The sequence below is a fragment of the Campylobacter sp. JMF_06 NA1 genome, from assembly GCF_027737785.1.
Classification (GTDB): domain Bacteria; phylum Campylobacterota; class Campylobacteria; order Campylobacterales; family Campylobacteraceae; genus Campylobacter_B.
Genome location: NZ_JAOVUA010000001.1, coordinates 421,261 through 447,143, shown reverse-complemented (window position 1 = coordinate 447,143; position 25,883 = coordinate 421,261). Strand labels below are relative to the sequence as shown.

Here is a 25,883-nt window from a genome sequence, read left to right as displayed (position 1 = left end):
AAATTTAACCAAAATTTGCAAAATTTAAAATTTAACCAAAATTTGCGAATTTTAAAATTTAGCCCAAATTTAGCGCGCGAAATTTAGCCCAAACTCACGCGCCCATTTCTTTTAGTTTTTTTATCCGTGATTGCAGGCTAGGGTGCGTGGCGAAAAGCCCAGAAAATGCGGGCAAGAAAAACATGTGCGCGCAGGCTCTGGCGTTTGTGTTTTTGATATGAAAATTTGCGAAATTTCTTAGTGGATTTGCGCGAAAATTTCGCATTTCATCTGTGTTTATGCTACCCCTTTGGCGCGTTTTTGAGGAAAAATACCTGTTTAAATTCGGCTTTTCTTCATCTTTTGGAGCTTTAAAATCCTTTTTGCCGATTCCGTCGTGATAGGCTTTATTGAATTTTTGTATCATAAAAAGCTTATCAAGCGCCTTTTTGATCCCCAAAGGATTGCGCGTGTATTTGGCTGCGCTAGCGTCTGCTAAAAACTCTTTTTGCCTAGAAATCGCGCTTTGGATAAGCTCGGCAAAAACCTTACCCAAAAGCCCAAGTAGCCAAAATATTACGCCTACAAGTATGACTATGGCGATCCCGCTTCCTTTGGAGTTTCTGCTACTTCTACCCCTGCCAAATGCCCTTAAAATCTCATATCCTATGAAGCTAAGTGTGCCAAGTGCGCCAATGACGCTAATTAGCCTGATATTTAGCTCGATATCATCGTGAAATGCGTGCGAAAACTCATGCGCGATTACCCCTTGCATTTCGTCGCGGTTAAATGTCCTCATCGCCCCAGCCGTGACAAAAATCGCGATTTTTTCGCTATCTTTGCCAAAATTCTCCCCGCTTGCCATGGCATTTACGCCATTTTCGTTTTTCATAATAAAAACCCGTGGCATGCCCACACGCGAGGCAATCGCCATTTCTTCGATTATGTTAAGCAGAATTTTTTCGGAATTTTTGGCAGTGTGGGGGTGAATTTCTGTGGCGTCAAGCCCTCTTGCTAGGCTAGAAATGTCTGCCGTCTCAAAATAGCGTTTTTTGATATAGCTAAATACAATCACGCAGACTAAAAGCGCGGATAAAAGTAGTGGCAGGGCGTAATCCGCGCCCTCGCCAAGGGAAAAATTTTTGTAATTTAAAAAATCAAAAAATAGCGCGTATGAGAGCCAAAAAACCTGCACCAAAACGCTTGCAAAGACGAAATTTAGCCACGCAACCTTGCTTTTGGCTAGTTTTTGGTGTTCGTTTATGCTGTGAGATAGCGAGGCTGTTTTGCCAAGGAAAATGCGCGTTATGGCAAACAAAACCGCGCTACACGCCAAAACGCATAGATAATACCCGGCCTTTGGCGTATAAAAAATCTCATTTGCGCTTAAAAAATGGCAAAATTTTTCAGGTAGGTAAAAAATCGCTAAATTTAGCGCAGACAACGCCTCCACAAAATTTCTCGCTTAAAACTCGATTTTTGGGGCTTTTTGGATATTTTCCTCTTTGAATTCAAGCAGGGCTAAATCTTTGTGAAATTTAGGGAAAAATCCGACTAAAATATTGTTTGGAAAGCTTTGTTTGTAGGTGTTAAAGTCCGTAACCGCGTCATTGTAAGACTGCCTAGCAAAGCCGATTTTATTCTCAGTAGAGGTGATTTCCTCGCTTAGATGTAGCATATTTTCGCTAGCTTTTAGCTCAGGATAGGCTTCGACCTGGATATTTAGCCCATTTAGCGCGCTTTTTAGCTCATTTTCTGCGCTTGCTAAATTTCGCATATCGCTATCATTTAAGCCGTTTTGTTTGATACTTTCTAGTGCGCTAGTTGCGCGGTTTCTGGCATTTACGATATTTTCTAGGGTCCCTCTTTCATGCGCCATGTATTTTTTGACAACTTCGATTAAATTTGGGATTAGATCATATCTGCGTTTTAGCTGGACATCGATTTGCGCAAAGGCGTTTTTGGCTTCGTTTAAAAGTGCGACAAGTTTGTTGTAAATACCAATGAGAAAAATTCCGACAAGAATTAAAATAGCTAAAATTACTAGCAAAATACTCATTTTTTATCCTTTTGTTAAATTTGGCTAAATTTCACGCTAAATTTGGAATTTAGCGTGAAATTTGATTATTTGTTTGCTGCGATTTGCGTAACCAAATCGTAGGTTACTGGGATTTTTTTGTATTGCGGCAAAGATGTAGAAAGCCCGTCGATAATCGCGCCAAAATCGTTAAACAAATAGCTTGCAAGAGCTGCTGGGACGGGGTTGATTTCGTTTAGATAGATTTCGTTATTAAACACGAAAAAGTCGCATCTGATGATCGAGCCCTCAAATCCGCTGTTGTAAATTTTAGCAAACGCATCTTTCATCTTATCTGCGATTGAAATGCCCACGGTTTGCTCTGTCACTGTGTTTGGTTGGGTAGTGTCGATGTATTTGCGACCAAAGTCTAGGAAGTCTTTTTTCACGGCTTGACTGATTTTTGAAAATACAATCTCATTGCCTATTTTGCAGCCTGCTAGGCTGTATTCTTTGACATCTTTGACGAAAGGCTCGACGATGACCTCTCTATCTAGGCTAAACACCTTATCTATGATTTTATCGAGCTCCATATCGCTATTTACGATACTAGCGCCGATACTGCTACCTAGGTGGGCTGGTTTTATGATGACAGGGTAGTTAAAAGACGGCAAACTCGTGCGCTTTAAAACCGCGTAATTAATCGCCTTAACCCCTGCATTTTTGGCTAAATTTTTGGTTAAAATTTTATTATGGCTTACCGCACTTGCCTCCAATCTAGGGCCGATTTGTGGAATTTCGTAAAATTCTAAAAGTGAAGCTAGCTTGCCGTCGCAACCATCACCGCCGTGGATTGTGTTGATACACACATCGATTTCTAATCTGTTTTTTGAAAACATACCGCTTGTGTAAAATCCGCCATAAGAGAGGGTTAGCTCTTTGACCTTGCTGCCATAAGAAGTTTGAGATGAAAAACCGCCCTCAGCAGCGTCTGTGTTGGCAGAATGAGATCTAGCAAAATTTCTAGCAAAGTAGCTTGCTACCATATTTCCCTCTTCGATTTCGAAAAATCTGCGGTTAGCGTCGCAGTAGATAAAGACTAAATTTTTGCCTTTTAGTGCGTTTTTTACAGCGATTGCTGTGAGGATACTGACATCGTGCTCGTAGCTTTGTCCGCCAAAAATGATACCATATTTCATAATAACTCCTTTGGACTCTTTAAAGTGTAATTTAACTCTCGATTTTATAAAATTTATGCTTTATATTCTCTTTTTGTGTGAAAAATTTGAGTAAATTTATAAATTTTATAGATATAATATTTTTATGAAATTTATGGGCTTTGTGAAATTTAGCGCATTTTTGGGCGCTTTTTTGTTTGTGTTGTTTTTGATTTTGGATTTTTTATTTCCCCTAAATTTGGCTGGATTAAATAAAGAAAAGTCGTTAGTTTTGTATTCGAGCGAGGGGGAAATTTTAAATATGCAAATTAGCAGTGATGAGATTTGGAGGTTTTACGCCAGCAGCGATGAAATCCCGCAGCGTCTAAAACAGAGCGTAGTGCATTTCGAGGACAGGTATTTTTACTATCATTTTGGTGTAAATCCATTTTCGATAGCACGGGCATTTACGCATAATATTTCGCAAAATTTTACGCATAAAAATGCAAATATAGCCAGAGTAGGTGCAAGCACCATTACAATGCAGGTTGCGCGTATGATGAACCCCAAAGAGCGCAGTTACAAAAACAAATTTATCGAAATTTTTAACGCCTTTCAACTCGAATTTCACTACACCAAAGATGAAATTTTGACAATGTATTTCAATCTAGCCCCTTATGGTGGCAATATCGAGGGTGTGGCGAGTGCTAGCTATTTTTATTTTGGCAAAAGCCTAGGTGAGCTTAGCAACGCTCAAATCGCGCTTCTTGCGGTGGTGCCAAAAAACCCGAACAAAAACCGCCTAGACCGCGCGAATTTGGATTTAAATTCGCTAAAAAACAGGCTTATTTCTAGTCTTTATAAGGCAGGAATTTTATCGCTTAGCGAATTTGAACGAGCTAGTAGCGAGAAATTCACCCCCACAAGGCACCCTGCGCCAAATTTCGCCCCACACTATGCAATGCGCGCCTTTAAAAATGCGAAAAATTTGGGCGTGGTAGGGCGCGCTGGCGCGAGTGAGGCTGTGGGTGCGCGTATGGGCGAAACAGCGAGCAAAACAGCTGGCGTGGCAGAGGGTGTGAGCGAAACAGCTACCGAAACAGCTACCAAAACAAAACGCGCGCGCGCAACTTCTGTGGGGGCAAGTTCTGTGGCGGCAGGTTCTGTGGGGGCAAGTCAAAGCGCGCACTTGGCGCAAAATGGCGCGATAAAGCCCGCAAACACAGACAATCACGCCGTTCGCGCAGGCGAAACAAAGCACTCGGCACAAAACGGCGCAATCTGGCAAAACAAAGCAGAGCGCATAGCGCAAAACGACGCAAATTTAATCCACTCAAATTTAAACAAAACCTATCAACTCACCCTTGAAAATTTCCTTAAATCAAGGATAAATGACCTAGCCAAATTTGGCGTCAAAAACGGCTCGGCTATCTTAATCGACAACGAAAAAATGGCGGTTGTGGCATACGCAGGCTCGCACGATTTTGGCGGATTTTTGGGGCAAAATGACGGCATAGTCTGGGCGAAAAATGTAGGCTCCACGCTAAAACCATTTATCTACGCAAGAGCCCTTGAAGAGGGGCTTATCACGCCACGCCGTGAGCTAATCGACGCTCCGATTAGCTTCAAAAACTACTCCCCACGCAATTACAATCTAGGCTTTATGGGGGTTATTAGCGCAAATGACGCACTCGGATATAGCCTAAATATCCCGGCTTTGAAGCTTTTACTATCCCTTGGCGATGACGGGCTTTATGAGCTTTTGCTTCGTGCAAATCTCGCGCCGTATTCCAAAGAGCATTATGGGCTTGGGCTCGGGCTTGGCGGAATTAGCATAAATTTGCTAAATCTCACTCATCTTTACAGCGTTTTTGCAAACTCTGGCGAGCTAAAACCGCTAGAACTAGCAGGGGCAAAAATTGGTCAGAGCGCGCAGATACTAAGCCCGCAAAGTGCGTATATCATCACGCAAATGCTAAAAAACGCCCCACGAAGCTATCTTGGCTCTGTGTGGCAAAATACCAAAAACATGCCAGCTCTGATGTTTAAAACCGGCACGAGTGCCGATGGGCGCGACCTTTATACGATTGGCGTAACGCCAAAATTTAGCCTTGGGGTTTGGTTTGGCAATTTTAACGGCGAAAAAACGAGCGATATAAGTGGCGGGCTTAGTGCTGCGCGCGTGGTTTTTGATATGTTTTCTTACCTTTCAAACGCAGGCGCGATAAATGCCGAATTTGCTCGTCCTAGTGGCGTGAGCGAAAGGGAAATTTGCGCTGATTTTTTCGTAGAAAAAGAGTGTAAAAAAATGGTGCGAGATTTGGTGATAGAGGGTGTAACTTTGCGCGATGAGTGCGAATTTTACCGCCCTAGCGAGCTTTTTTATCTTTTGCAAAACGGCATAATCGACGCAAACATGACCAAAAACGGCAGGTGCAAGGATAAATTTGCTAGCATTGCACCCGCCCTTAGCGATATAGATGGCAAAATTTACGAAGTGGGCGATAGTGGAGAGATAAATCTTAGCGCCTCTTGCACTGCTGTTTTTGGCGAAGAAATCTTTATCAGCGTAAATAATAGCCCATACGAGGCGAAAAAAAATGGCGAGAATTTTATGCTAAATTTGAGCCCGGGCGAATATGAGCTTTCGTGTTTGGACGAAAACGCGAATTTTAGCGTGGCGAAATTTAGGGTAAAAAATAGATAAAATAAAAAATAAAAAATTACCAAAATATAAAAATTTCACAATATAATTACGCGAAATTCTTAGGGGAAAATCATGGAAAAAATTTTAATCAAATTTGGGCTTTGTAGCGCACTTTGCGCTGGGTGGCTCTTTGGCGTGGAAACACAGATTAATGATGAGAGCTTGGTTTTTAGTGGTGCAAAAATCGCGCCTTTTGGCATAAGCGAGGAGCAAATCGCAAAATGTGCGCCAGGGATTACTGGCGTATATGAGTATAAAAATAGCGACGAAATAGAGTTTTATCCAAAGACTAAGCTAAATGCTAGCACTCGCTATAACTGCGAGATTGGCGGGGAGAAATTTAGCTTTACGACGGCTGAGTTTAGCGCGAGCGAGCTTAAAATACTGCGCCCGGGACTTGCAAAGATTAGCTTTAACGATAGCGTGAGCGAGGAGGGGGCAAAGGCTGGAATTCGCGTGTATTCGTTGCAAAATTTAGCCAAAAACGATATTAGCTTTACCATTAGTGCGCAAAATGATAGAAGTTTTTTGATTTCTTATGATGCTAAGCACCCAAATATCGTCATAGAAGCAGGCTTAGTAAAATCAAAAAACGGCGTAGTTTTGGCTGCCCCAAAAATCCTAAAAGCAGATGAGGAACCATTTAACGATAGCATAAATGCGTCAAACCTAGACGATGTCAAAATCCGCGAAATTAGCTTTAATGACGGCTCGTTTGGAGCGAGGCTGTATTTCCCGCACTATGTCGATGACGCGAATTTAGCCAAATTTATCCGCGTTAATGGCGTGGGTAAATTTAGCCTTGGCGAGGCTAGATACAGATACTACGAAGATGAGCAAAAATACCCGCAAATCAGTGATAAATACTACTATCATGTAGATATCAAAAGCGCTGAGTTTGCGCCAAATAAAAGCTATGAATTGCGCCTTTTAAAGGGCTTTGGCGATGATTCTAGAATAGTTAGAGATGAAATAAAGCTAAATTTCAAAACTGGTGATAGGAAGCCTTTCGTGCAGTTTAGCGATATGAAAAAATTCGTCCCTAAAAACGCAAATATCGCGATAAAAAGCTCGAATTTAAATGAAATTAGCATTAGCGTTTCAAAAATCAGCGATGAGAATTTTAGATATTTTCTAAATTTCGAAAGCAATTATCCGCACTCGTTAGCTAGCGAGGTTGTGAATAAAAAATTTGACATTGGCGGGGCGAAAAACGAGATTAGCGAGCATAAAATCGCTATGGATTTTAAGGGCTTTGAGGACGGCGTGTATGTGGTAAATGCGCGTTACAAAGAGGGCGCTATAATGCGAACTATCACGCGCACAGCCTATATCAGCGATATTTCAGCCCAGGTTAGCATGGCGGATAGTGGCGCGCTAATCTATACTTCGCGCCTAAGTGATGCGAAGGCTTTGTCGCACGCTATTGTTAAAATTTACAATGACAAAAACGAGCTGATTTTAGAAAAACGCACGAATAGTGACGGGATTTTGCTTGTAAATGACACTAAATTTTTGGATAAAAATCCTAAATCTATCGAGATTACAGACGGCAAAGAGCGCGGATTTGTGATATTTGACGAGGCTGTTTCTAGCACGGAAGCAACTAAAAGCGACGCGCGAGCAATGGTGTATTTCGCTAGCGAGCTAGTAAGCCCAAATGAGGCACTAATCGGCTCTGTGGTGCTCAAAAAGAGCGATTTTACGCCGATTAAAAACACTCCGATAAAATACAAAATCACAGATCCTTATGGCGTGAATATCATCACTCGCGCCCTAAAAACAGACTCTTATGGCGCACTAAATTTCAAAGAGAATTTGGGCGAAAAAAGCGGAAGTTATACCTTTGAGCTGATTTACGAGGATAAAATCATCGAAACCAAGAAATTTAGCGTCGAAAATTTCATACCAAACCGCGTGAAAAACGAAATTTTAACGAGCAAAGATGAAATTTACAAAGATGAGTTAATAATCGCAAATTTGATTTCAAACTACCTTGTGGGCGCACCAGCTGCGAGCTTAGCTGGCAAACTCGAAGTGAAATCTTACGAAAAAGAGCTTAAAATCAGCGGTTTTGAAGGATACGGCTTCACAAATGCAAGACTTAAAAAAGATGGCACATTGGAGGTAAAAAGCGAGGAATTTAGGCTAGATAATAACGGCAAAAAAGATCTCGTAATCGCTCCAAAGGCGCAGAGCGTATCAAATGCGGCAAATTTGATGATGAATTTTAGCGTCCAAGACGGGGGCAAAAATGTCAGCGCATATAAAATGCTAAGCTACTATCCATACGACAAAATTCTAGGAATTCGCGCTAGCAAGGACTTCATAAGCAGTGGTGAGGAGGTAAAATTCGACCTTGCATTGCTAGATAGCCTTAGCAAAAAAGAGCAAAAAGGCAAGGTGGATTTAGAAATTTATCGCCAAGATTTCACTTACATTTACGACGGCGAGAGATATGTCGAGCAAGAGAGCTTTTCGCTTGTGGATAGCGTTAGCGCGCAGGGCTTACAGGTAGGGTATAAATTCGAAAATGGCGGTTCGTATATCGTAGTGGCGAACGACTACGCAAGCGGGGCAAGTGCGAGCGTGAGAGTCGATGTGAGCGGATATGGATACTATGGCAGGCTAAATGCCAAAGATGTCAATACTGCCCGTATAAATTTAGAAAAATCAAAGCTCAAACCCGGCGAAATGATTAAAGGCGTGATTACTTCGCCTATCGAAAACGGCGTGCTAAATGTGGCTTTGATAGGAGAGGGCATCTATGATTATAAAATCACGCAAATTCGCGGAAACAGCGCAAGTTTCGAGCTAAGAGTGCCAGAGAATTTCACTGGCGGACACATTAGCGCTAGCATTTCACGCTCTGCCTCGGGCGCTGCTATGCCGCTTCGCACTTACGCTAATGTAGCTGTAAGCCTCGATGTGAGCGAGAAAAAACTCCCTCTTAGCCTGCAAAGCAAGTCTGAGTATAAAAACGGCGAAAAAGCTATAATCGTGGCAAAATCTGCGCCAAATTCTAAAATAACGCTTTACGCTGTGGATTTAGGGATACTAGACGCGATAAATCAAAAAGAGCTAAATGCGTTTTTATATTTTGATAAGCCGATATATTTCAGGCACCGATATTTCGATATTTTCGATGATTTGAGTGTGTATAGCGCAAACGGCAAAGAACTAAGCTTTGGTGGCGATGAAATGCTAAAAAGCGCGAAGCGAAATTTAAGCCCAGTGCAAAACAAAAAAGATAAAAAATTTGTCAAAATGTATGAGGGTATCGCAAACGGCGCAGGCGAGGCTAGATTCGAGGTAGATTTGCCAAAACACTTTAACTCTATGATTCGCCTAAGCGCGCTAGCCCTTGATGATGAAGAAAAAATCGGCTGGGCAAATTCTCAAATCAGCGTCAAAGATGATATCGTCATCAAACCGGCCGATCTTACATACATGGTCAAAGGCGATGATATAAATATCCCACTAACGCTCATAAATACGACAAATTCGCCAAAATCGCTAAATTTAAAGGCGAGTTTTAACGACGCAGTTCAAATTTCGCTTAGTGATGCAAATATCACGCTAGGCGCGCTAGAAGCAAAGAATTTGAAATTTAGAGCAAATGCGTTAGAGCTTGGCGAGGGCGTGGTGAGCTTGGAAGCGAGCGAAGAAAATGGGGCGAAATTTGAGTATGAGTTGAAATTTGATGTCATTTCGCAGTTTCCGCGCTCGAAATTTAGCGCCAGTGCTTATAGCGACGCGCCGATGAATTTTAGTCTGCCAGCTTCGTATAAAGATGTCTTTACATACATAGGCACTAGACCTAGCACTTATACGGTGGCAAGGGAGTTGGAGCGATATCCGTATGGTTGCACAGAGCAACTAAGCTCAAAAATTTTAGCCTATGATTTCTTCTTTAAACGCGACCACGACGAGGCGATGAAGGGGGCTGTTTTAGAGCATGCTACGAAAATTTTATCAAGGCTTAAAAATAATGGCGAATTTGGGTATTGGAGCGCGCATGGCGAGACGAACGCATTTGCGTCGCTGTATGCTAGCGATGTGCTTTTGGATATGGACGCGAAATACAAAATCCTAACCCCAAAACAAAAAGAGCTGATTTTAAGGGCGCTAAAATCGTCGTATTCTAGCGAGCCTAGCTTGCGATTGTATGCGGATTTCGTGCTAGATAGGGTTGGCGCATTAAGCGATGATGAGCTAAATTTCATCTATGATAAAAAACTCTACGAAGCTAGCCCGCTAGCGACATTTTCTATGCTTGCGATTTTGCAAAAACACAAAATGAGCGCGGAATTTAGTAAAATTTATAGTTCAAATTATAAATTTGATTATGCTAATAAAGATGCTAGTAAAATTTTTGCTAGCGAGGTTAGGGACGCTGGATTTGCTCTGTATGCCCTAGGAAGCGTCGGTATAAAAGATAGTGTCTTAGATACTTTGGCGCAAAATTTAAGCCAAAATTTACAAGACATTTATAGCACGCAAGAAAGAGCATTTGTGCTAAGGGCGCTGGAAGCGTATTTTGGCGAAGATGATAAGGGCGTGGGCGCAGATATCGTCGCAAACGGACTTACACAAAGTATCCAAACTCCGTCAAATTCAGTAATTACGCTAAATTCTAACGACAGAGAGATCAAAATTTCGCCAAAAAATGGCGAGAAAATTTTTGCTAATTTGCTTAGCTTTGGTTACGAGCCAGTAGCACTTAAACATAGCCCACTTAGTATAAACAACCACACAGGAAATCTACACGGAATCAAACAGCTAGAAATCGTGCGTGAATTTGTCGATGAGGCTGGTAATGCGGTTTCGCTTGATAATCTAAAAGTAGGGCAGAGAATTTATTCTAAGATAAATTTCCGCTCAAATTTTTACATTAGAAATTTTGTGATTGATGAGGCGGCAAGCACCTGCTTTGAGATCGTCAATGAGCGCATAAATCCGGGATTTATAAGGCCTGAGAATTTGCAGGATAAAACTAGCTTTGAGCATAAAGAGATAATGTTTGATAGGGTGCTAAGCTTCCCGGTTGGTGGGGCGTATTACAAAGATACGAAAAACGGCAATGACTATACCGGCGTATTTTACACACCGCTTAATGTAGTGTATTCTGGTATGTGTGCCTTGCCGGCTGTGAGTATCACCGATATGCAAAACGAAAGCGTAATGGATTATGATTTACCAGTGCTAAATTTCAAAATAAAATAAATCTAACCTTAAATTTTAACTTACTTGTAGAAAATTTAACTACAAGTAAGTTCTTCCTTAACAAATTTTAAACAAAAAAACTATATAATTACGGATTAACGCTATAAGCGTAAAGGAGAACATAATGATTGATTTAGCAAAAGTAGCCGATAGGCTAGAACAAGTCGCTAAACTACCCAAGATAAAAGAGGGCGATAGTATCACTAAACGCCTTGCTGAGCGCGGTTTTTCACGCCGTGATTTTATGAAATGGGCAGGCGCAATGACTGCGGCGATTGGGTTACCTAGCGTATTTGCACCACAAGTTGCACGGGCGGCAGAACTCGCCGATCGCTTACCTGTGATCTGGCTTCACATGGCAGAATGCACAGGTTGTAGCGAAAGCTTACTTAGAATTGATACTCCAACTATCGATTCGTTGATTTTCGACTATATTAGTTTAGAATATCACGAGACGATTATGGCTGCTGCTGGCTGGCAAGCAGAGGAAAATTTAGATGGAGCTATCGAAAAATATAAGGGGCAGTATATTTTAATGGTAGAAGGTGGAATTCCAAGCGGAAGTAGCGAATATTTCCTTACAGTAGGACCTGCCGGTAAGACAGGTGCCGAGCATTGCAGACATGCTGCTGCTGGCGCAGCTGCGATTTTTGCTATTGGAACATGTTCGAGTTTCGGTGGTATCCAAGCAGCAAGACCAAACCCAACAAACGCTGTTGCGTTAAGCAAATTAACTAAAAAACAAGTAATCAATGTCCCTGGCTGTCCGCCAAGCGAGAAAAATATCGTAGGAAATGTCCTTCACTACATACTATTTGGCACACTTCCAGCACTTGATGTTTATAATCGTCCAAAATGGGCTTACGGACTTAGAATTCACGATTTGTGCGAAAGACGCGGTCACTTCGACGCAGGTGAGTTCGTAGAGCAATTCGGCGATCAAGGCGCAAAAGACGGATATTGTTTATATAAAGTAGGTTGCAAAGGCCCATATACATTTAATAACTGCTCACGCGAGAGATTTAACGCTCACACTAGCTGGCCAATCCAAGCAGGTCATGGCTGTATCGGCTGCTCTGAGCCTGATTTTTGGGATCACATGGGACCATTTGAGGAGCCATTGGCAGATAGATTATACAATACCGTATTTAGCGGAGCAGGTGCTGATGCGACAGCCGATAAAATCGGTATAGGAATTTTGGCTGTTACAGGTGTAGCTATCACAGTTCATGCAGCCATTGCATCATTTAAAAAGAATAAGGGAGAGTAGAAATGTCACAAAGATTAGTAATAGATCCGATAACTCGTATTGAAGGACACTTACGCATAGAAGTAGTTGTCGATGATAACGGAGTTGTAACGGATGCGTATTCTGGCTCTACTTTATGGCGTGGATTAGAGACTATCGTTAAGGGTCGCGATCCTAGGGATATCGGCTTTTTTATGCAAAGAATTTGCGGTGTTTGCACATTTTCTCACTATAATGCTGGAATTTCAGCTGTTGAAAATGCTCTTGGCATAACTCCGCCACTAAATGCGATTTTAACCAGAACGCTAATGAACACTGCGCTATTTATGCACGATCACCCAGTGCATTTTTATCAACTACACGGACTTGACTGGGTCGATATCGTAAGCGCACTAAGCGCAGATCCACACGCTGCTAGCCAAGAGGCTTTCAGATATACAGATTTGCCTTATGCTTGCGGTGAGGATCAGCTAAAAGCAGTTCAACAAAGAGTAAAAGCTTTCGTTGAAAAAGGCGCACTTGGACCATTTGCAAACGCATATTTCGGACATAGCACATACAAGCTAACCCCTGAGCAAAATTTGATTGCGCTTAGCCACTATTTAGAGTGTTTGCGTATCCAAAGAACAGCTGCGCAAATGATGGCGATTTTCGGTGGCAAACAACCACACCCACAAACCCTAACAGTCGGTGGCGTAACATGCGTAATGGATATTCTAAGCCCAGCAAGACTTGGTGAGTATATGGTCAAATTCCAAGAAGTAGCTGATTTCATCAACCGCGCATATTATCCAGACTTGCTTATGGCTGGTGGTGCTTATGCTAATGAAGCAAGTGTCTTAAATGATGTCGGTGTCGCAAATCTATGGACACACCAAACTTTCCAATATTCACGCAATGATTTCTTATTCCAAAGCGGTGTGATTTTAGACGGCGATATTAGCAAGGTTCATGAGCTAGATGAGAGCAAGATTACAGAAGAAGCTACTCACTCATGGTATAAAAATGACAAACCGCTTCACCCTTATGACGGCGAACAAGAACCAAACTACACAGGATTTAAGGTAGAGCAAACTCTAAATGCCAAAGGTGAAATGGAAGATACAAAAGTCCTAAATACCGAGGGTAAATATACTTGGATAAAAGCTCCTAGATATGATGGCAAATCGCTTCAAGTTGGACCACTATCAAATATCGTTGTAAATTACGCAAAAGGTAATGAATTTGTCACAAAAGTAGTAGATAAATTCTTAGCCGATACAGGTCTTCCACTAGAAGCAGTATTCTCTACTCTTGGTAGAACAGCATGCCGTATGATCGAGGCAAAAGTCGTAGCTGATAATGGACTATTAGCATTTAATAACCTAATCGCTAATATCAAATCAGGCGACACTGAGACTTGCGCTAAATACACAATCGATAAAAAGAAATCATATAAAGGTAGATATATCGGACATGTTCCGCGCGGTAGCCTAAGCCACTGGTGCAGAATCGAAAATGGAGTAATCCAAAACTGGCAAGCAGTCGTTCCTAGCACATGGAACGCTAGTCCAAAAGACGCCCAGGGCAATATGGCATCTTATGAGTCATGCTTAATTGGTCTTAAAATTGCAGATTTAACGCAACCACTTGAAATTATCCGCAAAATCCACTCTTATGATCCGTGCATTGCGTGCGCTGTTCATGTTATGGATACCAAAGGCAACGAGCTTAGCTCATATAAAGTAAATCCAAATATCAAGGATTAACCATGAAAAAAAGAGAAGCCGAGTATGAATTTTCGATAGGATTGCGCCTTACCCACTGGATACGCGCTATCGCTATCGTCATACTTGTAATTACTGGATTTTATTTGGCTTATGTTTTCATAGCCCCAGAGATTAGCTCTGAGCCAAATTTATTCTTGCAAGCTAAAATTCGCTTCGTGCATTTAGTGGCAGGTTTCGTGCTAATGGCGGCTATGCTTTACAAATCATATCTGTTTTTGTTCGATAAACACAGCAGAAAAGAGCTAGTTAGTATCAAGGATTTTATTAATCCTAGGGTTTGGATCGAGCAGATCAAATTTTACCTATTTTTAGGCGAACACCCACATTTGCACGGCGTTTATAATCCTTTGCAATTCATTGCGTATTTGGCATTTTACATCATTTTAGCCTTGATTTGTATCACTGGCCTTGTGCTTCATGTGCATATGTATCATGGCGGACTTGGCGGTATGATTTATGATCTAATGCGCCCAATCGAGGCTATGATGGGTGGTCTAAGTGAGGTTCGCACTATCCACCATTTATCGATGAATTTCCTTATTTTATTTATCCCTGTGCATGTTTATATGGCTGTTTTCAACGCTGTAAAAGGACAAGACGGAGCTATGGACGCTATCATTAGCGGCTATAAGTTCAAGGTTCAAAAATGAAATTAGGTGTTATCGGTATAGGTAACATTATGTACTCCGACGAAGGTGTCGGAGTACATTTTATGCACGCACTGCAACAAAACTACAAATTCACCCCAAACTCACCTGATGATAGTATCGAATTCATCGATGGAGGCACGCTGGCTGCGCTTTTAATGCATATTTTGGTCGAATTTGATGAAATTTTGCTGATTGATTGTATCGACGCAGACGAGGGCAGTATCGGCGATGTGTATTTCTTCGACTATGAGGCTATGCCAAAAAGCGTGAAATGGAGCGGTTCGGCTCACGAGGTGGAGATGCTAGAAACCTTGCAAATGCTAGATCTTTGTGGCGATAGACCACGCACGCAAATCCTAGCCGTAGTGCCAATGCGCATAGAGCCGATGAGTTTTAGCGTGAGCGATGAGGTGCTAAAATCTAGCGAGATTATGGAGCGCACGGCGATAGATTTTATCGCTTCTCGCGGTTTTTCGTGCGAAAAAATTGGGAATTTAAGCGTGCGCGATATCGCTGAAAATTTTGATTCTAAGGGCAAAAATTGATAATTTCTTTTAAATTTGATTATTTGAATAACAACGGCTTAATCGCCTATTTTTTGGATTTTTATGCGCGCAAGGCTGGGCTGAAATACGCCCTAAATTTAGGCAAAAATTTAATCACACTCTATGTCGAAGCAGATGAAAAAGAGCTACTCGAATTCAGCGATAAATTTATGGCGCTTATCCCAAATTCTGCGTTTTTGGCAAAATCGAGCGTGGAGGTGGTATCTGGCGAAGGGGATTTGAAGGAAGTTTGCGCCAGAAGCGACGAGATTAAATTTTTGCCTAAATTTTCGAATTTTACCCCAAGCCAAATTCACGAATTTTTGCAAAGTGGCGAATTTATAGAAAATGAATTTGGGGTTTTAAGCGGTGTTAGCGTCTTTGACGGCGAGAGTTTCGTCGCTGCAAATAAGCAAAATTTTGGCAAGTTAATCGAGTATGCTTACCGCATTTTGCGCCATAATCAAATTTTGCAAATTTCGCTAAATGGCGAGAAATTCAGCCTTAGCGCGGATTTAAATTTCGAAAATTCAGACTTTATGGTCGCCACTGGCCTAAAATCGTTTAATAAAATTTTCATCACCGATGACAAGCAAAAAATCGCCCTTGCGACATATGAAAAGCCGATTTTACGCCTCAAAACAAACAGCGTTTTTCGCAACTCTTTCTCAAAATCGCCTAAATTTTTCGATGTGAAAATGTGTAGCGATCTCTTTTCGTTCGCGCTTTTTAAACGGCTCGAAGATGATGAAATCTACTATGTCGGCGCAAAAGGCGCGCAGGGTAATAAAAATAAATTTTTAAATTTATGCGTGATTGAGGATAGATTTCTTATCACAAAAAACTCTGAATTTATGAGCGAGGCTGAAAAAACGCTTCTTGCTTCTGGCGATGAGATTACGCATTTTGGGCTTATTTGCAAGGAAAAAGAGATTTTTGATTCGCGCGTGATGAGGGTGTTTGTATCGAAAGATTGCGCCGATGAGATTGCGATTTACGAAGCCAAATCCAAGCGCAAACTCCTAAATTTCGCTATGCCTGCGAATTTAGACGCTCTTTTTGATGAAACTAAAAGCGACGAGACAGGCGCAAAACTTTTGGCAAATTTTAGCGCAAAATTTAGCCTAGATTATGCGCGCGCAAATGCCGATTTTAGCGCAATCAAACCTAGTTTTTATGGCTATTTTGAACTGCTTTCTCGCGTGATTTTTGGCAAAGACGCGCAGTATTTGTTGGAGTGTGCTGGGGAGTTTTTGGGCGAAAAGGGCATGAAGCTAGACTTCGAGCTTAAAGAAAACGGCGATTTTAACTTCGCTAAAACGCTTCGTTCAGCGATGAGCTACAAGCTAGCAGGGGTCGATGACAAGGTTTTAAGCTACGGCGTAATCGACACGCTGGCTAGATTTATCGGCGATTTGGCTGACGCAAACGAGGCATTATACGATTCTGGCGTGCTTAGTGGTTCGCTCTTTGCCGAGCGCAGGTTCGCAAACATCGCCACACTCGTGCTTGGCAAATCTCGCCTTGATTTCTCGGCATATTTGGGTTTGCAAGGCTGTGAGCGTTAAAATTGAGATTGCAGGAGCTGTGCAGGGCGTGGGCTTTCGCCCGTTTATCTACCGCATTTGCACCGATCTAGGCATAAAAGGCGAGGTTTATAACGACGGCGAGGGCGTGAAAATCCACGCAAACGCCACGAGCGAGCAAATATTACGGCTTAAAGAGCGCATTTATGGCGAGCTTCCGCCACTTGCGCGGATTGATAAATTTGAAATTTTTGAAATCGCGCCTAAAATTTATAATGATTTTAAAATCACGCACTCGCAAGAAACGCAAAAATTTAACCCAATTTTGCCTGATTTTGCCATTTGTGATGATTGCAGGTGTGAATTTTACGACCCGCAAAACAAACGCTACCGCTACCCATTTATCAACTGCACGAACTGCGGACCGCGCCTTAGTATCATTAAAAAGCTCCCTTATGACCGCGCAAATACGACAATGGCGCAGTTTAAAATGTGCGAATTTTGCGGTGGCGAATACACTGACCCGCTAAATCGCCGTTACCACGCCGAGCCGATTGCTTGCGCGGAGTGCGGACCCAAGCTCTTTTTGAAAAACAAAAATGGCGAAATTTTGGGTATTGGCGAAAATGCGGTTAAAATGCTTTGTGAAATTTTATCTCGTGGCGAGATAGTCGCTGTAAAGGGGCTTGGCGGATTTCATATAATGTGCGACGCGACAAACGAAGACGCCGTAGCGACCTTACGAATTCGCAAAAATCGCCCTGATAAGCCATTTGCCGTGATGTGTAAAGATGAGAAAATGGCTGAAAAATTTGCCCGGTTTTGCCAGAGCGAAAAAGAGCTTTTAAACTCGCAAATTAAGCCGATAGTTTTGGTTAAAAAATCAAAAAATCCGCAAAATTTAGCTCTTGCTGGGGCGGTTGCGCCAAATTTAGGCAAGGTTGGCATTTTTCTAGCTAACACTGGCATTCATTTGCTACTTTTTGAGTATTTTAATCGCCCCTTAATCGCTACAAGCGCGAATATCAGTGGCGAGCCGATAATTTACGATGAGGCGAGTTTGCGCCAAAAATTGGGCGGTGTGATTGATTTTTATTTGGATAATGACAGAGAGATTATCACGCCAAGCGACGATAGCGTGGGCTTTGTGGTGCAAAATCAGACGCAGAGTATCGCAGAAATCACGGAGCAAAATTCGCAAAATATTATGCAAAATTTTACGCAATATTTACGCACTTCGCGTGGGCTAAATCCGCAAATTTTCAAAAGCAAATTTACTCATAAAGGCTCGTTTCTAGCCCTTGGCGCGGAGCTAAAAAATCAGTTTGCAATATATAAAGACGGGCAAATTTTTATTTCCCCATATATCGGCGATTTGAAAAATATCGCCACAAATGCTCGATTTTTCGCGCTTTTGGATATTTTTATCAAAACTTATGATTTGAAATTTGACGCTGTTATAGGCGACATGCACCCGAATTTTTTGCATACGAAACATTTTGAAAATTTGGGCTTTGAAGTGGTGAAATTTCAGCACCATTTCGCGCATTTGGTTGCGAATTTGGCGGATAATGATTTGCTTGGAAGTGGTAAAAAATACCTTGGATTTAGTTTTGACGGCACGGGTTATGGCGAAGATGGCACGATTTGGGGTGGCGAAGTGCTGGAATTTGACGAATTTGGCTACAAAAGGGTTTTGCATTTCGATGAATTTGCGCTAATCGGTGGCGAGAGTTCGATCAAAAATATCTATAAACTCGCAATTTCGCTGATTTTTAAATTCGGCATTGAAAGCGAGGCGAGTGAGTTTTTAGCCAAATTTAGCCAAAATGAAATTTCAAATTTGAAAAAGGTAGCTTCAAATTCGCCACAAACTAGCTCGCTAGGGCGAATTTTTGACGCATTTGCAAGCGTGATTTGCGACCAAAGAAGCGTTAGTTTCGACGGCCAAAGCGGTATGAGTTTGGAAAATCTTTTTGATGAGAGCAAAATCACGAGTGAGAGCGAAAAACGATATAAATTTGAGATAATAAACGGCAAAATTAGCGTCAAAAACGCCTTTTTAAGTGCGCTAAAAGATGAGCCAGCCGCGGCTGCGTCAAATTTCATAAACGCACTCGCTAAAATAATGCTTCAAATCGCAAAAGAGCGAAATTTGCAGGTCGTGCTAAGTGGCGGGGTTTTTCAAAATGCCACGCTCTTGGATTTGGTAGTGCGAAATTTTAGCGAGGCTGGCGTGAAATTTCACCTACACAAAACCACTCCGAGTAACGATAGTGGCGTGGCTCTCGGGCAACTCATGGCCTATATCGCTTGCCTGAAATAATCAATAAATTTTATCAACTAACTTAAAATTTTAAAATTTTACGCTAAAATCGCAGGGAATTTTTAATCAAACAAGGCAAAAATGATGAAAATTTTAAAATTTTTACTATGTTTTGCGCTGTTTTTAGGCGCAGATGAAATAAATTTAAAGGGCGAAAGCGTGCAGAGCAAAAATCAAAATTTAAAAGAAATTTATTTAGCGGGTGGCTGTTTTTGGGGTATGGAAGGGTATTTTAGGCGAGTAAAGGGCGTCGCGAGCAGCGAGGTTGGCTACGCAAACGGCAATAGCGAAAAAACGGATTATTATTCGCTTAAAAAAACAGACCACGCCGAAACGCTAAAAATCAAATTTGATGAAAATGTCGTGGCATTTGCCGAGATTTTGGAGCATTTTTTTAGAGTGATTGACCCGACAAGTGTCGATAAACAAGGTAACGATGTCGGCAGGCAGTATCGCACGGGGATCTACTATACCAACGAGAGCGACAAGGAATTTTTGCAAAATTTCATCGCCTTAAAACAAAAAAAATATAAGGAAAAAATCGCCGTCGAGGTCGCACCACTACGCAATTACGCGCGCGCAGAAGAGTATCACCAAAACTACCTTGGCAAAAACCCAAATGGATATTGTCATATCGACCTAAATTTGGCGAGCAAACCGCTTTATGACGAGAGTAGGTTCGCGCTCCCTAGCCCAGAAGAGATGAAGGAAAATCTAACGCCGTTGCAGTTTAGCGTGACGCAAGAAAAGGCGACGGAGCGCCCATACACGAGCGAATTTGATAAACTCGACGCAAAGGGCATTTATATCGATGTCGTTACAAAAAAACCGCTTTTTAGCTCCACGGATAAATTCGACGCAGGGTGCGGGTGGCCGAGCTTTTCTAAGCCGATTACTACCGACGCGTTGGATTATGCGCGCGATACGAGCCACGGCATGGTGCGCACGGAGGTTAGCTCGCGGCTTGGCGGGGCGCATTTAGGGCATGTTTTTGAGGACGGTATCAAAGAAAAGGGCGGTTTGCGCTACTGCATAAACGGCGCCTCACTCGAATTTATCCCGCTCGAAAAAATGAGCGAGCGCGGATACGCTGAGTTTATCCCGTATGTGAAATAGTGAAATTCTGCTGTCTGCAAGCTCGGATACTGCGCGCGAAATTTAGCCTTTAAAATTTCGCTTCGCAAATTTGAAATACTGTGCCGAAATTTGGCCGTTAAGTGTCATTGCAAAATTTCGTAGGGCGGGGATCCTTGCCCGCAATTAAATACTATTGCAAAAATTTTACAAATTTTGCGTTTGGTAGTTTAAATTCGTAGATTGCTTCGTCGCTTTGCTCCTCGCAATGACAGCGATTTTATGTTTTGGTAATTCTAGCTCGTAGATTTCCACGCTCGTTTCACTCGCTCGCAATGACAAATTAAGCAAATTTTGCCTCTAAGTGTCATTGCGAGGAAATGTGAAGTGCTGATAAAGCAATTTGGTGAAATTTTTAATTTGCTTTTAAGTGTCATTGCGAGCGCGTAGCGCGTGGCAATCTACAAAGTTTGAATAAAAGTCGGGTAAATGGCAAAATTTCGCCAAATTTTGAATTTCGCTAAATTTTGCCATTTTAACGGTCGGTAGCTTTGACTTTGTAGATTGCCACGGCGATTTCATCGCCTCGCAATGACACTTAAAGGCGGAATTTTGCAGAATTTCAAAAAGCAAAATTTCGGGCGCAGTATTTCAAATTTGCGAAGCAAAATTTAAAAAGCAAAATTTTGCAAATTAAAATTTCGCTACGAGCGGTGGAATTTTAAAATTCCTTGATTTTATCCTCGTTTTTAATTGCAAATTTTAGCATCGTTATCCCCTCACAAGCCTTTTTAATCCCACCGTCGCACGCCTTGTTTGCGTATTCTAGTGCCTTTGTGAAGTTGCGCTTAATGCCGTCGCCCTTGCCGTAGATATACAGCGCGCCCGCGCACGACGAGGCCTCGCCAAGCTCGCACCCCTTTTCTAGGAAGGTTACGGCTTGTGCGGAGCTTTTTTCCGCGCCCTCGCCTTTGAAATACATCTGCCCTAGCGCATTGCAACTTTTAGCGAAATTGTTATCGCAAGAGAGTTTGAAAAACTCCAAAGCCTTGGCGAAATTTTTGTTTTTGGCGTGCAAAATTCCAGCATTTTCGCAGCCGCCAACAAAGCCGTTTTCGCACGATTTGCTAAGGAAAAATTCAGCCTTAGCGTTATCGCCTTTTTGCATATACAGCGTGCCAAGATTTGCGCATGATTTGTAGAAATCCGCTTCACAAGCCGTGCTTAGCAAATCCTCGGCTTGTTTATATTCTTTGTTTAGCAAGTGTCTATTTCCCATTAAATTTATTTTGTTGCAATCATCCTCACGACCAAATTTGCAACCCATTTTAGGCACTATATCGCTTCCGATAAAGCCAAGCACGAAGCCAATACTGGCGATTAAAATAACTAAAAATACAAAAATCTTTTTCATCTGTGCTAGCCATTAATCATCAAATCTTTTTAGAAGTGAGCCGTAGCTTTCGATTCGGCGATCGCGCAAGAACGGCCACCACCTGCGCACATTTTCGCACCTTTGCATATCAATCTCCACGACCTCGCAAAGCTCGCTTTCGCTACCTGCGCGAAATAGCTCTTCGCCCTGCGCTCCAAAAACAAAGCTATTGCCCCAAAATTTAATCCCCTCTGCGCTCTCATCGCATGTCATCGCAGGCGCAGTATTTCCCAAAACTACATTTGGCGAAATTTCGCTAAGCTTTGCACCCTCAAAGCCCACACGATTTACAGCGATCACAGGCAGTGAGTTTGCCACGCTATGGCCTCTTTGCACGGCGACCCACGCTTCTAACTGTCGCTTTCGCTCTGAGCTTTCATCGCCCATAAACCAGCCAATCGCAGTCGGATAGATTAGCACCTGCGCCCCACGAAGCGCCATTGCGCGCGCAGCCTCAGGATACCACTGATCCCAGCACACCAGCACGCCCAGCCTTCCCACGCTCGTATCAATCGGCTCAAAGCCCATATCACCGGGCGTGAAATAGAATTTTTCATAAAAATTCGGATCGTCTGGGATATGCATTTTGCGGTATTTGCCAAGCACTTTGCCGTCGCGCTCGAAAACCACAGCCGTGTTGTGATACAGCCCAGCACTCCTGCGCTCAAAAAGTGAAGCCACAAGCACTACGCCAAATTCTTTGGCGACACTGCCCCAAAATTTCACATCGTCTTCAAAATTTGTCGCATAGTCGAAATTCTCAGTGTTTTCACGCTGACAAAAATAGTGAGTTTGGTGGAGTTCTTGAAGCACGATTAAATTCGCCCCTTTTTGCGCCGCCTTTGCGATAAGCTCTTTGGTGCGCGCTATCGTGGCTGATTTGGTGCCGTAAAATTTGTGTGAGATTAAACCGACTTTTAAATTTTTCATTTTTTGCCTTTAAATTTTAAATTTTATCGCTAAATTTATTCATACACGAGCAGTGAAGCGAGCCGTTTTGACGGATAAAAACCCGCGCATCTACGCCAACGACCTTGCGCCCTGGGCAAGCCAAAGCAAGGCGAGAGAGCGCGATTTCGTCGTTTTTATCGCCATAAGTAGGCACGATAAGTCCTCCATTTACAAATACGAAATTCGCATAAGTCGCCCCCAAACGCCTATTTTCATAAAAAATCGGCGCTGGAAGCGGAAGCTCGATGACCTCGAATCCATGCGCTAAAACCTGCTCTTTTAGCGAGCGCAGGGCAGGGTAGTGTATATCGCTAGAATCATCGCATGAAGCCACGGCGACGAGATTTTCGCCCACAAATCTAGCCAGCGTGTCGATATGGCAGTCTGTATCATCGCCCTGAATAAATCCGCCTTTAAGCCAGATTATTTTTTTTAGCCCAAAAATTTCGCCTAGCTTTTGCTCTAAAATTTCTTTGCTAAGGGCATTTCGGTTGTCATTTAGCAAGCACTCCTCGGTCGTCATTAGCACGCCAGCGCCGTTAAATTCGACACTTCCGCCCTCTAAAATCAAATCGACATCGCGCAGCGCTTTGCCCCAAATTTCATAAAGCGTGGAATTTAGCGCGTTGTCCTTTTCGCTCGCAAATTTCCCGCCCCATGCGTTAAATGTAAAATTTAGCGCCTCTACCTTGCCCTCATTTTCGACATCAATCGCGCCATAATCGCGTATCCAAGTGTCATTTGTAGGGATTTGCACGAAATTAACGGCGAATTTTTCGTCTATTTCGCCACACACTTTGTCGAATACTGCCCGTTTTGGTGCGATAGCTATGAGCGGTTGAAACTGCGCCACAGCGCGGATAAAGTGCGTATAAGCGCTACTAATCTCGCCAAGATACGGCGCCCAGTCGCTGTCCTCGTGAGGTAGTGAAACTAAAAGTGCGTTTTGATTTTCCCACTCTGCAAATGCTCTCATTTTCTCTCCAAAATTAAATTTGCGTTGAATTTTATGTAAAATTTAGCGTAAAATTTTACGCTAAATTTGTTAAAATTTTAAAAATTCCTCTTTGAAAATGCCTTTTAAATTTTCGTAAGGCACGATGATTTCGGGCTCGCCCATAGCATACGGCGCGATGAAATACGGCGCGAAGACAAACGCCACGCCCTCTTTGGCGAAGTAAAATTCGCTTTTAAAAACGATATCTTCTGGCAGATTATCCACCCAAAATGTCTTGATAAACTCCGTAATATCGCGCTCTTGGCAGGCTTTGTCGCAGTTTGGCTGCGAGGCTATGATATCTGCGCGAAGCATATCCTTGTAACCCTTGAAAATCTCCTTGTATAGGGGTTCCACGCTAACCGCGCCGATTAGGACATTTGTAATGTCGATTTTTTTGTCAGCGACTAAATCGTAGATGATATAACTCGTGTGCTCCATGCCGTGTGCTCCGCCAGAATACGAGTATGAAAACTGCTTGATTTGGGCTAGGTTGCCGATTTGCGAGACGAAGCTTTGCTCGGCGCTAAATTCGCTATGAAAGTCCAAATCGCCATTTTGAGCCATTTCTTTATCGGCTTGGGCTTTGGATTGTTCTACTAAACTTGTGGCGTATTTTTTCGCGTCCAAGCTTTTTAGCAAAAGCGCGCATCTCTCGTCGATACTCTCACCCTCACAAATCCCAAACAGGCGGTTTTTTAGCAAAATGTCTAAATTTTCGTTGCCGGTTTGAACTAGGGTGTAGCTGTGCGCATCGTCTGAATACAGCTCCTGGGACTGAGGGTTAATCTGCGCGTAAGAAAACAGCGCAAACAGCGCAATTGTGGCAAGTTTTTTCATTTTTTTCCTTTAAATAAATAATCCATCGCGAATTTCACCGCCAGAAGCGATTAAATTTTCGCGGTTTTTGGTCGCTAAATTTGCTATTTTATTTTGTTTATCAATCTTAACCAAATCCGCGATTTTTTTCCTAAAATTCGCCATGTTTCGATCTAGCTCTTTTTTTCTAGCCATAGAAATATCTACAAATTCTCTGTCTTTTTCGATACCTATAAATTTACGCCCAAGCAAATTCGCGGCAATTCCTGTCGTAGAACTTCCGCTAAATGGGTCGCAAATGAGCGAATTTTCATCACTTGCCATTAAAATCAGTCGCACCAAAAGAGACATTGGCTTTTGTGTCGGGTGTTTGCCGTTAGTCTTTTCCCACGGAGCGATTGCGTTAAATCGCCAAACATCTTTCATTTGCTTATCGTCATTTAAAAATTTCATCAAATCGTAGTTGAAAATGTGTTTGTGTTTTTCGCTTTTTCTAGCCCAAATAATCTGCTCTGTGGAGTGCGTGAGATAGCGACAGCTAAAATTCGGCGGTGGATTTGTTTTTTCCCAAGTTATGATATTTAGAATTTTATAGCCCAAATTTTGCAAAGTCCTGCCAATTGAGAAAATATTGTGATAAGTTCCGCTAATCATCACACTTCCGTTATCTGTGAGTTTTTCTTTGGCGATTTTTAGCCAATTATAGTTAAATTCGTCAATTTCAGTATAGCCAAATGATTTATCCCACTCGCCTTTATTTACACTAACGATTTTTCCACTTTGGATACTTAGTCCGTCATTTGACAAAAAATACGGCGGATCGGCAAAAATCAAATCAAATTTTTCTTTCAAATTTGGCAAAATTTCAAATGTATCGCCGTGATATAATTTAAAATCTTTCATGTTACAGGCAAACCTAATTTTTGTAATGGAATATAGTTAAAATAATACTGGCAATTAACGCTTATGATATAATCTAGCGTATCCCTATATTCAGGCTTTTTAAACCAATCACTAAGCAGATAAATATATTCCACTTCCATATTTAAATGCGACATAAGTTTTTGGTATTGTTTCTTTTTAAAATCGCAAGTTTGGAGTTTTTCATCTACGCTACCTGCGACTTGTTGAAATTTACACTCTATAACGAAAAATGTATTGTTTAAAACTACATATAAGCTATCGTCTGGTAATAATTGTTTAGATATTATATTTTTCCAATCAACTTTTTGTTCATCTAAAAATCTGTAAAGTGCATCTTTCTTGAAAATTTGAGCGATTAATTTATTATCAAAAAATACATTATACCGTTTGGTTCTATATTTAGGCTCGTTTATCTCTATGACACTATAACCATTTTGTTCTGAAAGAAAAGTTGCTAAATCGGTTTTACCTTCAAAACGAGCACCAGTTTGTGTATTTGCTCCACCAATACCACCTTTAATCATTTTATATC

The 25,883-nt window shown here is 42.0% G+C and carries 19 protein-coding genes; 9 read left to right on the top strand and 10 right to left on the bottom strand.

Translation table 11 applies throughout. From position 1 onward, the window contains the following. Positions 1 to 94: 94 nt before the first annotated feature. From OFO07_RS02295 to OFO07_RS02285, 3 genes are all read right to left on the bottom strand, one after another. Positions 95 to 1,432 (bottom strand): M48 family metalloprotease, encoded by a 1,338-nt coding sequence (locus tag OFO07_RS02295; RefSeq protein WP_270870798.1) that lies wholly within the window; start codon positions 1,430 to 1,432, stop codon positions 95 to 97. A 12-nt stretch (positions 1,433 to 1,444) separates the two neighbouring features. Further along, positions 1,445 to 2,038, bottom strand: coding sequence for a LemA family protein (locus OFO07_RS02290; protein ID WP_270870797.1), 594 nt, complete (start codon positions 2,036 to 2,038; stop codon positions 1,445 to 1,447). A gap of 65 nt (positions 2,039 to 2,103) precedes the next feature. After that, on the bottom strand, positions 2,104 to 3,195 hold the full coding sequence (locus OFO07_RS02285) for a D-alanine--D-alanine ligase (protein WP_270864429.1): 1,092 nt from the start codon (positions 3,193 to 3,195) through the stop codon (positions 2,104 to 2,106). A 124-nt stretch (positions 3,196 to 3,319) separates the two neighbouring features. On the opposite strand from OFO07_RS02285, the gene OFO07_RS02280 reads away from it, so the two are divergent. The 9 genes from OFO07_RS02280 (at position 3,320) to msrB (ending at position 20,267) form a co-directional block, all read left to right on the top strand. Beyond that, a complete protein-coding gene (locus OFO07_RS02280; RefSeq protein ID WP_270870796.1) occupies positions 3,320 to 5,860 on the top strand; it encodes a transglycosylase domain-containing protein in 2,541 nt (846 codons plus the stop codon). A gap of 72 nt (positions 5,861 to 5,932) precedes the next feature. After that, positions 5,933 to 11,086 carry an alpha-2-macroglobulin family protein gene (locus OFO07_RS02275; protein WP_270870795.1) on the top strand — a complete coding sequence of 1,718 codons (5,154 nt, stop codon included), beginning with the start codon at positions 5,933 to 5,935 and terminating at the stop codon, positions 11,084 to 11,086. Positions 11,087 to 11,210: 124 nt separating this feature from the next. Further along, entirely contained in the window at positions 11,211 to 12,356 is a 1,146-nt protein-coding gene (locus OFO07_RS02270; RefSeq protein ID WP_270858960.1) for a hydrogenase small subunit, read from the top strand. Positions 12,357 to 12,358: 2 nt separating this feature from the next. Continuing rightward, complete coding sequence (locus OFO07_RS02265; RefSeq protein WP_270870794.1) at positions 12,359 to 14,083, top strand: nickel-dependent hydrogenase large subunit; 1,725 nt, start codon at positions 12,359 to 12,361, stop codon at positions 14,081 to 14,083. 2 nt (positions 14,084 to 14,085) lie between these two features. Then, complete coding sequence (gene cybH, locus OFO07_RS02260; RefSeq protein ID WP_270861780.1) at positions 14,086 to 14,754, top strand: Ni/Fe-hydrogenase, b-type cytochrome subunit; 669 nt, start codon at positions 14,086 to 14,088, stop codon at positions 14,752 to 14,754. Next, a complete protein-coding gene (locus OFO07_RS02255; RefSeq protein ID WP_270870793.1) occupies positions 14,751 to 15,299 on the top strand; it encodes a HyaD/HybD family hydrogenase maturation endopeptidase in 549 nt (182 codons plus the stop codon). Before cybH ends, OFO07_RS02255 begins: the two co-directional genes overlap by 4 nt. After that, entirely contained in the window at positions 15,296 to 16,867 is a 1,572-nt protein-coding gene (locus OFO07_RS02250; RefSeq protein WP_270870792.1) for a hypothetical protein, read from the top strand. The genes OFO07_RS02255 and OFO07_RS02250 overlap by 4 nt, the downstream gene beginning before the upstream one ends. After that, entirely contained in the window at positions 16,857 to 19,151 is a 2,295-nt protein-coding gene (gene hypF, locus OFO07_RS02245) for a carbamoyltransferase HypF (protein ID WP_270870791.1), read from the top strand. Before OFO07_RS02250 ends, hypF begins: the two co-directional genes overlap by 11 nt. Positions 19,152 to 19,235: 84 nt before the next feature. Continuing rightward, positions 19,236 to 20,267 (top strand): peptide-methionine (R)-S-oxide reductase MsrB, encoded by a 1,032-nt coding sequence (gene msrB, locus OFO07_RS02240; protein ID WP_270870848.1) that lies wholly within the window; start codon positions 19,236 to 19,238, stop codon positions 20,265 to 20,267. Between the two features lie 165 nt (positions 20,268 to 20,432). Here the strand turns inward: msrB and OFO07_RS02235 are convergent, their stop codons facing one another. From OFO07_RS02235 to OFO07_RS02205, 7 genes are all read right to left on the bottom strand, one after another. Next, complete coding sequence (locus OFO07_RS02235; protein WP_270870790.1) at positions 20,433 to 20,561, bottom strand: hypothetical protein; 129 nt, start codon at positions 20,559 to 20,561, stop codon at positions 20,433 to 20,435. Positions 20,562 to 20,946: 385 nt separating this feature from the next. After that, positions 20,947 to 21,639: a tetratricopeptide repeat protein gene (locus OFO07_RS02230; protein WP_270870789.1), complete on the bottom strand. Its 693-nt coding sequence runs from the start codon at positions 21,637 to 21,639 to the stop codon at positions 20,947 to 20,949. Positions 21,640 to 21,651: 12 nt separating this feature from the next. Beyond that, positions 21,652 to 22,590 carry a carbon-nitrogen hydrolase gene (locus OFO07_RS02225; protein ID WP_270870788.1) on the bottom strand — a complete coding sequence of 313 codons (939 nt, stop codon included), beginning with the start codon at positions 22,588 to 22,590 and terminating at the stop codon, positions 21,652 to 21,654. A gap of 16 nt (positions 22,591 to 22,606) precedes the next feature. Beyond that, the gene (locus tag OFO07_RS02220; RefSeq protein ID WP_270870787.1) at positions 22,607 to 23,587 is read right to left on the bottom strand and encodes an agmatine deiminase family protein; all 981 of its coding nucleotides are present in this window, start codon (positions 23,585 to 23,587) and stop codon (positions 22,607 to 22,609) included. 69 nt (positions 23,588 to 23,656) lie between these two features. Beyond that, a complete protein-coding gene (locus OFO07_RS02215; RefSeq protein ID WP_270868234.1) occupies positions 23,657 to 24,448 on the bottom strand; it encodes a DUF3298 and DUF4163 domain-containing protein in 792 nt (263 codons plus the stop codon). A gap of 9 nt (positions 24,449 to 24,457) precedes the next feature. Then, positions 24,458 to 25,330 (bottom strand): site-specific DNA-methyltransferase, encoded by an 873-nt coding sequence (locus OFO07_RS02210; protein ID WP_270870786.1) that lies wholly within the window; start codon positions 25,328 to 25,330, stop codon positions 24,458 to 24,460. Beyond that, the gene (locus tag OFO07_RS02205; protein ID WP_270870785.1) at positions 25,327 to 25,875 is read right to left on the bottom strand and encodes a PD-(D/E)XK nuclease superfamily protein; all 549 of its coding nucleotides are present in this window, start codon (positions 25,873 to 25,875) and stop codon (positions 25,327 to 25,329) included. The genes OFO07_RS02210 and OFO07_RS02205 overlap by 4 nt, the downstream gene beginning before the upstream one ends. Between the last annotated feature and the right edge of the window lie 8 nt (positions 25,876 to 25,883).

Coding starts and splice junctions, on each gene's coding strand:
- OFO07_RS02290 (WP_270870797.1), bottom strand. CDS start 2,038: ATGAGTATTTTGCTAGTAATTTTAGCTATTTTAATTCTTGTCGGAATT.
- OFO07_RS02285 (WP_270864429.1), bottom strand. CDS start 3,195: ATGAAATATGGTATCATTTTTGGCGGACAAAGCTACGAGCACGATGTC.
- OFO07_RS02280 (WP_270870796.1), top strand. CDS start 3,320: ATGAAATTTATGGGCTTTGTGAAATTTAGCGCATTTTTGGGCGCTTTT.
- OFO07_RS02275 (WP_270870795.1), top strand. CDS start 5,933: ATGGAAAAAATTTTAATCAAATTTGGGCTTTGTAGCGCACTTTGCGCT.
- OFO07_RS02270 (WP_270858960.1), top strand. CDS start 11,211: ATGATTGATTTAGCAAAAGTAGCCGATAGGCTAGAACAAGTCGCTAAA.
- OFO07_RS02265 (WP_270870794.1), top strand. CDS start 12,359: ATGTCACAAAGATTAGTAATAGATCCGATAACTCGTATTGAAGGACAC.
- cybH (WP_270861780.1), top strand. CDS start 14,086: ATGAAAAAAAGAGAAGCCGAGTATGAATTTTCGATAGGATTGCGCCTT.
- OFO07_RS02255 (WP_270870793.1), top strand. CDS start 14,751: ATGAAATTAGGTGTTATCGGTATAGGTAACATTATGTACTCCGACGAA.
- msrB (WP_270870848.1), top strand. CDS start 19,236: ATGAAAATTTTAAAATTTTTACTATGTTTTGCGCTGTTTTTAGGCGCA.
- OFO07_RS02230 (WP_270870789.1), bottom strand. CDS start 21,639: ATGAAAAAGATTTTTGTATTTTTAGTTATTTTAATCGCCAGTATTGGC.
- OFO07_RS02225 (WP_270870788.1), bottom strand. CDS start 22,590: ATGAAAAATTTAAAAGTCGGTTTAATCTCACACAAATTTTACGGCACC.
- OFO07_RS02220 (WP_270870787.1), bottom strand. CDS start 23,587: ATGAGAGCATTTGCAGAGTGGGAAAATCAAAACGCACTTTTAGTTTCA.
- OFO07_RS02215 (WP_270868234.1), bottom strand. CDS start 24,448: ATGAAAAAACTTGCCACAATTGCGCTGTTTGCGCTGTTTTCTTACGCG.
- OFO07_RS02210 (WP_270870786.1), bottom strand. CDS start 25,330: ATGAAAGATTTTAAATTATATCACGGCGATACATTTGAAATTTTGCCA.
- OFO07_RS02205 (WP_270870785.1), bottom strand. CDS start 25,875: ATGATTAAAGGTGGTATTGGTGGAGCAAATACACAAACTGGTGCTCGT.